Source organism: Planobispora rosea (assembly GCF_014648175.1).
Lineage (GTDB): Bacteria > Actinomycetota > Actinomycetes > Streptosporangiales > Streptosporangiaceae > Planobispora > Planobispora rosea.
Window position 1 is genome coordinate 1 of record NZ_BMQP01000088.1, and the last position, 10,437, is coordinate 10,437.

13 protein-coding genes and 1 pseudogene are annotated in these 10,437 nt (G+C 71.9%); 8 read left to right on the forward strand and 6 right to left on the reverse strand.

Features of this window, described 5'->3' with window-relative positions; genetic code table 11:
• Nucleotides 1-231: 231 nt before the first annotated feature.
• The gene (locus tag IEZ08_RS38295; protein ID WP_141703629.1) at nucleotides 232-876 is read right to left on the reverse strand and encodes a hypothetical protein; all 645 of its coding nucleotides are present in this window, start codon (nucleotides 874-876) and stop codon (nucleotides 232-234) included.
• A 196-nt stretch (nucleotides 877-1,072) separates the two neighbouring features.
• On the reverse strand, nucleotides 1,073-1,183 hold the full coding sequence (locus IEZ08_RS38300) for a WD40 repeat domain-containing protein (RefSeq protein WP_141703631.1): 111 nt from the start codon (nucleotides 1,181-1,183) through the stop codon (nucleotides 1,073-1,075).
• A gap of 32 nt (nucleotides 1,184-1,215) precedes the next feature.
• On the opposite strand from IEZ08_RS38300, the pseudogene IEZ08_RS40815 reads away from it, so the two are divergent.
• A pseudogene (locus IEZ08_RS40815) lies at nucleotides 1,216-1,410 on the forward strand (IS1634 family transposase); the annotation flags it as partial.
• A 69-nt stretch (nucleotides 1,411-1,479) separates the two neighbouring features.
• Here the strand turns inward: IEZ08_RS40815 and IEZ08_RS40755 are convergent.
• Both IEZ08_RS40755 and IEZ08_RS38310 read right to left on the reverse strand, forming a co-directional pair.
• A complete protein-coding gene (locus IEZ08_RS40755; RefSeq protein WP_084779600.1) occupies nucleotides 1,480-1,743 on the reverse strand; it encodes a GrpB family protein in 264 nt (87 codons plus the stop codon).
• A 15-nt stretch (nucleotides 1,744-1,758) separates the two neighbouring features.
• Entirely contained in the window at nucleotides 1,759-2,184 is a 426-nt protein-coding gene (locus IEZ08_RS38310) for a hypothetical protein (protein WP_203863716.1), read from the reverse strand.
• 214 nt (nucleotides 2,185-2,398) lie between these two features.
• On the opposite strand from IEZ08_RS38310, the gene IEZ08_RS38315 reads away from it, so the two are divergent.
• From IEZ08_RS38315 to IEZ08_RS38335, 5 genes are all read left to right on the forward strand, one after another.
• The gene (locus tag IEZ08_RS38315; RefSeq protein ID WP_189244169.1) at nucleotides 2,399-2,542 is read left to right on the forward strand and encodes a hypothetical protein; all 144 of its coding nucleotides are present in this window, start codon (nucleotides 2,399-2,401) and stop codon (nucleotides 2,540-2,542) included.
• Nucleotides 2,539-3,663 carry an anti-sigma factor RsbA family regulatory protein gene (locus IEZ08_RS38320; protein WP_189244170.1) on the forward strand — a complete coding sequence of 375 codons (1,125 nt, stop codon included), beginning with the start codon at nucleotides 2,539-2,541 and terminating at the stop codon, nucleotides 3,661-3,663. The genes IEZ08_RS38315 and IEZ08_RS38320 overlap by 4 nt, the downstream gene beginning before the upstream one ends.
• A gap of 118 nt (nucleotides 3,664-3,781) precedes the next feature.
• The gene (locus tag IEZ08_RS38325) at nucleotides 3,782-5,617 is read left to right on the forward strand and encodes a serine hydrolase domain-containing protein (RefSeq protein ID WP_189244171.1); all 1,836 of its coding nucleotides are present in this window, start codon (nucleotides 3,782-3,784) and stop codon (nucleotides 5,615-5,617) included.
• Nucleotides 5,618-5,635: 18 nt separating this feature from the next.
• On the forward strand, nucleotides 5,636-6,772 hold the full coding sequence (locus IEZ08_RS38330; protein WP_084779601.1) for a sensor histidine kinase: 1,137 nt from the start codon (nucleotides 5,636-5,638) through the stop codon (nucleotides 6,770-6,772).
• Entirely contained in the window at nucleotides 6,769-7,455 is a 687-nt protein-coding gene (locus IEZ08_RS38335; RefSeq protein ID WP_189244172.1) for a response regulator, read from the forward strand. Before IEZ08_RS38330 ends, IEZ08_RS38335 begins: the two co-directional genes overlap by 4 nt.
• 23 nt (nucleotides 7,456-7,478) lie before the next feature.
• Here IEZ08_RS38335 and IEZ08_RS40465 read toward each other — a convergent pair whose 3' ends face one another.
• Nucleotides 7,479-8,087 (reverse strand): TetR/AcrR family transcriptional regulator, encoded by a 609-nt coding sequence (locus IEZ08_RS40465; RefSeq protein ID WP_268249401.1) that lies wholly within the window; start codon nucleotides 8,085-8,087, stop codon nucleotides 7,479-7,481.
• A gap of 113 nt (nucleotides 8,088-8,200) precedes the next feature.
• Here IEZ08_RS40465 and IEZ08_RS38345 point away from each other — a divergent pair, with 113 nt between their 5' ends.
• Nucleotides 8,201-9,130 (forward strand): NmrA family NAD(P)-binding protein, encoded by a 930-nt coding sequence (locus IEZ08_RS38345; RefSeq protein WP_068921563.1) that lies wholly within the window; start codon nucleotides 8,201-8,203, stop codon nucleotides 9,128-9,130.
• A gap of 89 nt (nucleotides 9,131-9,219) precedes the next feature.
• Nucleotides 9,220-9,618, forward strand: a complete 399-nt coding sequence (locus IEZ08_RS38350; protein WP_141703633.1) for a VOC family protein — start codon at nucleotides 9,220-9,222, stop codon at nucleotides 9,616-9,618.
• Between the two features lie 57 nt (nucleotides 9,619-9,675).
• Here the strand turns inward: IEZ08_RS38350 and IEZ08_RS38355 are convergent, their stop codons facing one another.
• Complete coding sequence (locus IEZ08_RS38355) at nucleotides 9,676-10,173, reverse strand: DoxX family protein (RefSeq protein WP_068921564.1); 498 nt, start codon at nucleotides 10,171-10,173, stop codon at nucleotides 9,676-9,678.
• Nucleotides 10,174-10,437 lie beyond the last annotated feature (264 nt).

Here is a 10,437-nt window from a genome sequence, read left to right on the forward strand (position 1 = left end):
TCTCCGAGGTCATGATCGAAGTCTGCCACCCCGCCGGCGGTGACGGCGCCCTGGTGATCCACCCCACGGCCGGTGGGAGGGGAACCGGGGAGAGGGCGGGCAGCTCTGGCCGGGGTTCCGGGACCGGCTTCCGTACTGCCGAAACGGCTCCCGGGTTCCGGGGTAGGCTCCCACGCTGCCGAAACGGCTCCCACGCTGCCGAAACGGCTCCCGCGATCTCGGGACCGGCTCCTACGGGGCGCGGTGCCACGCGGCGCGCAGGGCCCGGATCTCCTCGGGGGTGCTCTCGCGGGCGATGTAGGGGATGTCGAGGAGGTGCCGGTGGCCGGGCAGCTTGGCGCGGACCACCTCGGCGTCCCGCAGGACCTGCCCGTACAGAGAGGCGCCGTCCACGCAGAACACGTCGATGACGGCCAACCGACCGTCGAGGGCCCGTCTCACGTTGCCGGGGTTGAGGTCGACGCCGTCCCACCACGGCGTCCGGGCCCGGAACTCGGCGTCGATCGCGGCGGCGGCCCGCCGTACCTCGGCCAGGGCCGCCTCTCCCGTGCCCTCCCGCCACTGACGGGCGACCTCTCCGGCGCGCTCCGCATCGAGCGGGGCCAGGAACTCCAGCACGGCCAGGGTGCCGCCGCCCTCCAGCGGGGTGTCGAAGGCGACGCGCGGCAGGTAGGGGTTGCCGGCCCGGCGGCGGCACAGTTCGAGGAAGGCGGCGTAGGCCGGGTCGAACGGGCACACCCTGGCCGCCCACAGCCCGTCGGGGGAGCGCAGGCCGACCGCCCAGTCACCGACGCCGCACGGCGTCCAGCCCGCCAGCACCAGCTCGGCCGTGGCTTCGCGGTGGGTCATCGACGGCCAGGGCGCATCGGGAAGCACACGCGCAGCCTAGGCGATCTCCGCCTCCGGCCGCACGCGGGTTTCGGCCAGGGTGAAGCTTCGCCATTTACCACCATCTAAAGCCCGGTTTAACACAACCCAGAAATCTGACATACCGGGCACAGGTGGGGACGCTGGCTACCGCGCTCCGCGCTCCGCGCTCCGCGCTCCAGCACTGCGGGATTGCCCAGGTTCTTCACCTCGGTGAGGCCACCGGCTTCCACAGCCGCACCGCCTGATCGGCACCAGCGGTGGCCAGCAGGTGGCCGTTGGGGGAGAAAGCCACCGAGCGAACCGGCTTGGGCATCCCCGTGGTAGTGCTGCCCTTCGCCAACACCCCGTGTCGCGGAGCGTTCCGTCGGGCGAAGCCGGCACCATATCCGCCGGGAGATCTCCCGGCTCAAGCAGGTCACCCTTGCCGGGGAGGCTGGGACGATCACTCAGCCCACTCCGCTGCGGCCCGGTCACAGGGCCATCTACCAGGCGCTTTCCATCGCTCCGCCGCCTCGGGTGACAGCTTTCGATCCCGCTTGAGCAAGATCTGGGCAGGCCGGGAGAGCGTAGGCACACGCCCTCTCCCGGCCTCGTCGGCGTTTCCGCAGCTCACACCAGATTCGGCATATATGTGACCGCCAACTGCGGAACCTGGGGCGCAGATCTGGTCCGATCCACGCAGGGGGGGCACCGACCGAAGATCAGGGCAGACCTCGTCTGACCTGGCCTTTCGCTTGCTCTGACGGTGATTCGGTCGTGCTGTCCTGTGGTCTTGTAGGCGTTCGGCGGCTTCGGTGCGCGTACCGCGATCCGAATGTTGATCACAGGCTTGGCGGTCAGGCCGGTGATCGACGTCGAGTCGATGTGATCGATGGCCCAGGCCGGCGCCTACGACTCATCGAACGGTGTGTCACTCCAGCGGAACCACGCCTCGTCCTTCTCGATGTGCAGCAGGAACTCCGCGGCGGGGCCGGACGGCGCGACCAGGGAGACCTCCTTCCGGATCGCTGCATACGCCTCTTCCCATTCGCTCCAGTCCTGGCTCTCCATCAGCTCGAGGTCGCGGTCGAACAGCGGCTTCACCGCGGCGAACGCCGGGCCGGGAGTGAAGCGCCCGACCAGCCAGGGGAAGTCGGCTTCCTCGATGGTGATCTCACCGGCGAGTTCTCGCCCATGCAGCACGCGCCAGATCTCGCCCACGAATCCCATGGCCCACTCCTCATCGCAGCGATCGAATCCGTCATGGCACAGCGTTCCAGACCGCTGCGACAATCCGGTTCGGCGGACAAGCCGGTCGGTGGTGGGCAGTTCCACGCACCGCTCCTCGAAGCGGCGGATGCGCAGCGTCTGGCGCAGTAGTGAAAACCCCTCCCCGTGGGGCGGCCCGGCCGTTCCGCGAGGTTTCGCGGCGAGCCGGTATGACCGGCGATGCCGGGGGTAAGGGGGCCGGAATGGGCGGACGTATGAGTCCGTTCGCAGGGAGGCCGGTGCGGTCATGAGTGCGGCGGGGCCTGACGGTGATCTGGCTGTGCCCGGGTGGGAAGGGCACCTGCTCCTGCCGCGCGACTCGGAGGCCGACCGGCCGGCGATCCTGCCGCCGGTGGAGCGGGCGCTGCGGCTGACCGATCTCGACACGATGCCCGGCATACATCCGGCGGGAGGCGAGCCGTGACGGACAACGCCGAGTCCTACCTCCACTACCTCGTCCGGTACGGCTCCCAGCGCGAGCTGCTCGATACCGTCATCCCGCACCTGCGCCGGGGGCTGGACGCCGGGCAGGCGGTCGTCCTGGTGTGCCGCGACGACATCAACCGGCTGCTGTCCGGCGCGCTCGGCGCGCCCGTGGCCTCCCTGGGCAGCGGGGAGCTCTACACCCGGCCGGCCGCGGCGGTGGCCGCCTACCGCCGCATGGTGCTGGGCTATCTCGATGACGGCTTCGAGCGCGTTCAGGTGGCCGCTGAGGTCGACTTCGGCGAGCGTCCCGGGCTCGGCGAGAAGGGCATCGGATTCGAGGCCGTCGTGAACGTCGCCATGGACGGTTATCCGGTGAGCGGTATCTGTCTGTATGACGCCCGCACGCTCTCCGACGCGGTCTCCGCCGAGCTCACGCACACTCATCCGCTCGTGCTCACGCCCGGTGGGCCCGTGACCAACCCGCAGTACGACTCCCCGGTGGAGGTGCTCCGCCGTACCGCCCGGGCGGGGCCGCCCGTGGCCGAGCCGGACCCTCCCACCTACGACCTGCCCGGCCTCACCGACACCGCCTATCTGCAGTCCTTGCGCGCCCACCTGCGCGCCCGTCTGTCCTCGGACCGGCTTCCCACCATCCTGAAGGCCGACATCATCGCCGCGATCGGCGAGGTCGCCGCCAACGGGCTGCGGCACGGCCGCGCTCCGGTCCGGATCCGGATCTGGATCCGCGACGACTGCGTCGTGTGCACGGTCACCGATCAGGGCAGCGGCTTCGACGGCCTCCTGGCCGGTTACGAGTCGCCACGGACGGGGCCGCGCCAGACCGGCACCGGCCTGTGGCTGGTCCGTCAGCTCTGCGACGAACTCGCCACCGGCCACACCGCCGACGGGTTCACCGTCCGGCTGGCCGTACAGCTGCGCCCGTATCACCACCCCGTCATGCTGCACGGAGCCCACGCGCGCGCCGAGGTCGCCCGTACCCGAACCGAGCGGGCTCGGCGCCGGGCCGATCAGATCCAGCGGGAGCTGCAGGAACGCTGGAACCGGCAGGACCTGCGGGTACACCGAGGCGTGAGAGGGAAACCCGGCGATCGGCGCTGACCGGGACGGAGTACGGCCGGGGGTACGGCGGGCGGGTCCGGCCTCCCCCTCCTGGGGGAGGCCGTAATGGGTGACGTCGGCGATGTGCCGCGGGGTGGGTTCCCGCGAATCTTGAGGCATGTTCACGGAGTTCATCACCGCGCTGGTCCTGGCGGCCGGTCCGGTGCACGCTGTTCAGCCGCCGGACCTCGCGGGAGTCGGCGCACTGGTAGACGAGCACGTCAGCACGGTCATGGCCGAGGAGAAGATCCCCGGTGCGACCGTCACGGTCGTGGCGGACGGCAGGCAGGTGGTCAACAAGGGGTACGGCTGGGCCGACGTGGAGCGCCGGATCCCGGTGGACCCCGAGCGCACCCGGTTCCTCATCGGGTCGGAGACCAAGCTGTTCACCGCCCAGGCCGCCCTGCAACTGGTCGGTGAGGGCAAGCTGAGCCTGGACGCCGACGTCAACGCCTACCTGACCACCTTCAAGATCCGCGACACGTACCCGGGACGTCCGGTCACCCTGCGGCACCTGCTCACGCACACGGCCGGGTTCGACGAGGACTACGTCGTCGGCAGCGGCGCGGACGTGCGGGCGCTGGGCGAGGCGCTGGCCGCCTCCCAGCCGGAACGGCTGCGCCCGCCGGGTACGGGTCTCTCCTACAGCAACTACGGGGTCGCCCTGGCCGGTTACCTGGTGGAGATCGCCTCGGGGATGCCGTTCGAGCAGTACGTGGACGGCCGTGTGTTCGCCCCCCTGGGCATGGAGGACTCCGTGATCGCCTGCGGAGGGCTGAAGGACACGCGGGCGTATCTGGTGGACGGCTCGGCGACCGACGTCAACTGTGCGAACTTCGCCGCCTCGGGCGCGGGCCCCGCCTCGACCGCCTCGGACATGGCCCGCTACCTGCAGGCGCAGATGGCGCTGGATCCCCGTCTGGGATCCGGGGTGGCGGCTCAGATGCAGCGGCAGCAGTACACCGAGCACCCGCGCCTGTCCGGCATGGGCTTCATGTGGGAGCAGATGTCGTACAAGGGACATCGCCTGCTGTTCAAGGGCGGCGACATGCCCGGCATGCACACCTCCATGTTCATGCTGCCCGAACAGGGCATCGGCGTGCACGTGATGTCCAACGGCGACGGCACCGGGCGGCACGGCCTGGACGGGTTCGCGCTGGTCGACAAGATCGTCGAGCGGTATCTGCCCGCCGCGCGCCCACCGTCGGTCAAGGCGCTGCCCGGTGCCGCCGCCGGGCAGTACGAGGGCTCGTACCGGAGCAGCCGCACCAGTCACGGCAGCCTGCTGAAGGTGCAGGCGCTGACGGACTCCCCGGTGCACGTCACCGCGACCGCCGGCGGCGGGATCGAGACCACCGGTCTGGGCGGGGGACGGAAGCGGTGGGTCCAGTTCGAGCCGGGCGTCTTCCAGGAGGAGGGCGGCCGGCGCCGGATCGCCTTCCCCGAGCCCGGGCAGCTGGCGGTCGACGGCGGCACCGTCGTCTTCGACCGGATCGGCGCGCTGGACCACCCGTCACTGCACCTGGGGCTGCTGGCCGCCGCGCTGCTGGCCTCGGCGGCCGCCGTGCTGGGCTACCCCGTGGCCGCGCTGGCACGACGCAGGCGCTCCGCCTCTCCCGCCTCTCCCGCCGGTCCGCGTCTGCCGCGGCTGCTCGCCTGGGCGGCGGGCGCGCTCGTGATCGTCTTCGCGGGCGGGTTCGGTTCCCTGCTGGCCGACGAGGGACGAGCGCTGCCGCTGGTCCTGCAGGGCGCCCCCGTGCTGATCACGCTGCTGGTGCTGGCGTCGCTGACGGTGCCGCTGGCCGCCACGCTGCTGGCCTGCTCGGCGGCCGCCTGGCGGAAGCGCTGGTGGTCGACGCGGGGCAGGATCGCCTACACCCTGGTCGCGCTGGGCGTCACCGCGTTCGCCACCGTGGCGGTCACCTACAACCTCGTCGGCCCGTCGTTCACCTAAAGTATGATCAACTCACTTATGTCATCTACTGCCCGTATCGTTCGCCGGATCCCGCCGCTCGTCGCGGACGTCGCCATCGCGCTGGCCGCCCTGGCCGCGCACTCGGCGCCGTTCCTGCTGACCGAGCGGGGAGCGGACCCGGTGACGGGCTACACGCTCCAGCAGTACCTTCCGGTGCTCGGCCAGGCGCTGCCGCTGCTGTGGCGGCGGCGCGCGCCGTTGGCCGTCCTGGTCGCGGTGCTGGCCGCGACCGGCGCGTACCTGCTGAACGATCCCGACACCGCGCCGCAGCCGGTCCCGTACGCGATGCTGATCGCGGTCTACTCGGTGGCCGCGTACGGCTCGCAGCGGACCCGGGTCTGGGGGGCGTCGGTGCTCACCGCCGGCGCGGCCGCCCAGCTCGCCGGAGTGGTCCTGCACTTCCCGAGCGCGGACACCGTGGTGCGCGGGCTGGTGATGTACGTCGCGGTCTGGGCGATGGGCCGCGCGATGGCCAACCGGCAGGCCCATGCCCGCCAGCTCGAACGGGAGAAGGAGATGGAGGCCCGCCAGGCCGTGGAGCGGGAGCGGGCGGCGATCTCCCGGGACATGCACGACATCCTCGGGCACGCGATCAGCCTGATGATCGTGCAGGCGGAGGCCGGGCCGCTGGCCGTACGGCCTGATCCCGGCCGCGCCGAGGCCGCCTTCGACGCCATCGCCGCGGCCGGCCGCGACGCGATGGACCAGCTCCGCCGCCTGCTCGGCCTGCTGGGTGAGGACACCGGCCAGGCCGCGCCGAGTGTGGCCGGCATCGGCGCACTGGTCGACGGGGTGGACCGCGCCGGGCAGCCCGCCACCCTGACCGTCCGGGGGACGCCGCGCCCGCTGCCGCCGGATGTGGAGACGGCCGCCTACCGGGTGGTCCAGGAGACGCTCACCAACGCGGTCAAACACGCCCGCGCCGGTACGGTCACGGTCGCGCTGGACTGGCGGGACGACGCGCTCGCCATCGACGTCACCGACGACGGGCGCGGCCACACCGGCGGCACCGGTCACGGCCTGGACGGCATCCGCGAGCGGGCCGCCGCCTGCGGCGGGTCGGCGTCCTTCGGCCCCGGACCGGGCGGACGCGGCTTCGCCGTCTCGATCAGCCTGCCGGCCGGCGCCGCATGAGCATCCGCGTCGTGGTCGCCGACGACCAGGAACTCGTGCGCAGCGGCTTCGCGCTGATCCTCAACACGCAGCCGGACATCACGGTCGTCGCCGAGGCCGGTGACGGTGCCCAGGCCGTGGCGGCGGTGCGCGACCACGCGCCCGACGTGATCCTGCTCGACATCCACATGCCCGTCATGGACGGCATCCGGGCCGCCCAGATCATCTGCGCCGAGACCGCCGCCAAGGTCGTCATCCTGACCACGTTCAACAACGACCAGTACGTCTACCAGGCGCTGCACGCGGGGGCCAGCGGTTTCCTGCTCAAGGACGTGCGCCGTGACGACCTCGTCCACGCCGTCCGCGTCGTCACGGCCGGGGAGTCGCTGCTGGCTCCCGCCGTCGCCCGCAAGCTCATCGACGACGTCGTCCGCCGCAACGCCCGCCCACCGGCCCAGGTGCCGGGCCTCGGCACCCTGACCGGCCGCGAGAGGGAGACACTGGTCCTGCTCGGCCGCGGCCTGTCCAACCCCGAGATCGCCGCGGCCCTGGTGGTCAGCGAGCACACCGTGAAGACCCACGTCAGCAGTGTGCTGGCCAAGCTCGGGCTGCGTGATCGGATTCAGGCGGTCATCTGCGCCTACGAGGCCGGCCTCATCGAGCCGGGCGGCTGGCGGCCCGGAGACGCGACCGGAGTCCGGTGAGCGGGCCGTTGCGCGGCGGGACGTCAGATCATCGTTCCCGGACCCGGGTGCACGCCGTTGAGGGCGAGGTCGAGCAACCGTCCGGCCCGGACCGCCCCGCCGGGGTCACCCTCGGTGGCCTGGGAGATGGCGCTGACGAGGGTGAGGAGGTCGGCGATCGAGACGTCGGAGCGTACGGCCCCGGCCCGGCGGGCCTGAGCCAGCAGTTCCTCCCCGGCGTTCAGGATCATCGTGTGGCAGGTGGCCCCCAGGGCGGGGTCGCCGCCGGAGGCGCCGCGCACCAGCGAGGCGGCTAGTCCGCGGTTGCGCACGGCGTGGGTGACGACGGCGCGGAGCCAGGCGCCCAGCGCCCGCCCCGGGTCCTGGGTGGCCGCCAGGTCGCGTGCGGAGGCGCACAGGGCCTCGACCTTGCCGCGGAAGACGGCCTCCAGCAGGGCCTGCCGGGAGGGGAAGTGCCGGTGCAGGGTGGCCGAGCCGACGCCGGCCTGCCGCGCGATCTCCTCCAGTGACGCCTCGGCCCCGTGCCGGGCGACGGCCTCGGTGGCCGCGGCGAGGATCCGCTCGTAGTTGCGGCGCGCGTCGGCACGCATCGGGCGCCCGGACGGCGCGGGCGCGGTGTTTCCCTCCAGCATGCGATCTCCAGGGACTTGAAAAGTGGGGTGGCCCTCCATATCGTACTCGATCGTAAGCGGAGGACCACCCCACTTGTTGGGCGTTCTCCCCATGCCCTCATCCAGGAGACGTCGTGGACACAGCAGGAAAGACCATCGCGGTCGTGGGAGCCACCGGCCTGCAGGGCCGTACCGTCACAGCGCACCTGCTCGCCGGCGGCTGGCGGGTCCGCGCGCTCACCCGTGACCCCGCGGGTACGGCAGCCAGGGCGCTGGCGGAGGCCGGGGCGCAGATCGTGCGCGCGGAGATGGACGACCCCGCGTCCCTGGCGGCCGCGGCCGAGGGCGCGTACGGCGTGTTCAGCGTCCAGCCCACCGTCGGTTCCCCGGGAACCGCGGCCGGCTTCTCGGCCGGGGACGAGGTCCGCTGGGGCCGGAACGTCGCCGACGCGGCCCACGCCGTTTCCGTGCGGCACTTCGTCTACACCTCGGTCGCCGGAGCGGGCCGCCACGGAACCGAGAGGCTGCCGCAGAACGTGGTGAGCAAACACCGCATCGAGCGGCACATCGGCGAGCTCGGCCTGCCCGCGACGATTCTGCGGCCGGTCTCCTTCATGGAGAACTACACCGGCGCCTACCACCTGCACGGCGGGACCCTGACCGCCCCGTTCGCAGCCGACGTGCCGCAGCAGATCATCGCCGTCGACGACGTCGGCGCCCTCACCGCCCTGGCCTTCGCCCGGCCCGGGGACTGGATCGGCCGGGCGGTGAACCTCGCCGGGGACGAGCTGACTCCGCCGCAGATCGCCGCGGCCGTCTCCGAAGCCGTCGGACGGCCGCTGCCCTACGTCCGGATCCCCCTGGAGACCGTCGCCTCGGCCGTCGGCGAGGAGTTCGCCTTCGCCTACCGGTGGCTCAACGAACGCGGCTACCGGGCCGATGTCTCCGCCACGCGCGCCCTGCACCCGGGACTGATGGACCTGCGCACGTGGCTGGCCGCCTCGGGCGCGGCCCAGATCAAGGACTTCCTGGCCGCCCGGGACAGCGGGGAACGGGAGGGGTGAGCGTGTCCGGAGAACCGCCCGGGACCGGTTCCCGCCCGGTCCGGGGGCCGGCGGCAGGAGTTCGGCTGTAGGGGCCCGGCCGTAGGATCATGAAGGTGCATCTCGACCTGGTGACGATCGTCGTGGACGACTACGACCGAGCCATCGATTTCTTCGTCGGCGCCCTGGGCTTCGAGCCGGCCGAGGACGCGCCGTCGCTGACGAACGACGGCCGTCCGAAGCGGTGGGTGGTCGTACGGCCGCCGGGGGGCGGGACCGGCATCCTGCTCGCCCGCGCGGACGGCGAGCGCCAGGCCGCCGTCGTCGGCGACCAGGTCGCCGGCCGGGTGGGGTTCTTCCTCCGGGTGGACGACTTCGAGGCCGCCTTCGAACGGATGACGGCGGCCGGTGTCGAGTTCGTGACCGCGCCGCGTAAGGAGCCCTACGGGCAGGTCGCCGTGTTCAGGGACATCGCCGGCAACCGGTGGGACCTGCTCGGCCCGGCCTGAGCCCGACGCGGCGGCGCCTCCCGGATGCCCGATCCGGGAGGCGCCGCCGCGTCGGGCTCAGGCCGCCAGGCGTTCGCGGCCGTCATGAACCCGCTCCACGGACTCGTGGGCCGGCACCAGGCTGGCGCCGAGAGCGCGGGCCGCGATCACCATGGCCGCGGCCGCCAGGACGATGTCCTTGAAGATGTACTGCGCCTCCAGCGTCGGTGCGCCGGGGAACAGGTCGGTGAAGAACAGGACGTACGGCGCGAAGAACCCGGCCAGTGCCCCGGCCATCACGGTCAGCCCGGTCTTCAGCAGCTTGCCGGTCACCAGCGTGAGGCCGATGAAGACCTCCATGCAGGCGATCACGAGCTGGGCCGGGTAACCCGACACCGTGCCCAGGGACAGTGCCTCCAGCGTGGCCACCGACAGCTCTTCCGCAGGGCTGACCCCCGGGAAGAACTTGAGTGTGCCGAAGGCCACGAAGACCAGTCCGAGGCTGACGCGCAGGACGTCGATGCTGTGCCGGGTCAGCCAGGAGGCCAGCGTGGAGATCGCGTTCGTGGGGGTCATCTCGTGCTCCTTGTCGATGTCGTTCCGGTCTGGGTCCAGACTCGCGAAATCGACGGGGGAGAACGTCAGGCCTGCGGAGGCAGTTGACCTACATCTTCACACGTACGGCGCGCCGGACGCGTACCGCCGCACGCCTAGGGGGTTCACCCTAGGGCGTGTCGTCAAAGTTGCTGGACCTGGGGCAACATGAAGGCGTGGTACGTCGCTACGAACTGACCGATGCCGAATGGCAGGCGCTGGAACCGCTGCTGCCCCGATCGGTGA

Bases quoted from the DNA above. Each gene is read 5' to 3' on its own strand.
- IEZ08_RS38300 (WP_141703631.1), bottom strand. From the start codon at position 1,183: ATGCCCAAGCCGGTTCGCTCGGTGGCTTTCTCCCCCAACGGCCACCTG.
- IEZ08_RS38325 (WP_189244171.1), top strand. From the start codon at position 3,782: ATGTTCACGGAGTTCATCACCGCGCTGGTCCTGGCGGCCGGTCCGGTG.
- IEZ08_RS38330 (WP_084779601.1), top strand. From the start codon at position 5,636: ATGTCATCTACTGCCCGTATCGTTCGCCGGATCCCGCCGCTCGTCGCG.
- IEZ08_RS38335 (WP_189244172.1), top strand. From the start codon at position 6,769: ATGAGCATCCGCGTCGTGGTCGCCGACGACCAGGAACTCGTGCGCAGC.
- IEZ08_RS40465 (WP_268249401.1), bottom strand. From the start codon at position 8,087: ATGCTGGAGGGAAACACCGCGCCCGCGCCGTCCGGGCGCCCGATGCGT.
- IEZ08_RS38350 (WP_141703633.1), top strand. From the start codon at position 9,220: ATGAAGGTGCATCTCGACCTGGTGACGATCGTCGTGGACGACTACGAC.
- IEZ08_RS38355 (WP_068921564.1), bottom strand. From the start codon at position 10,173: ATGACCCCCACGAACGCGATCTCCACGCTGGCCTCCTGGCTGACCCGG.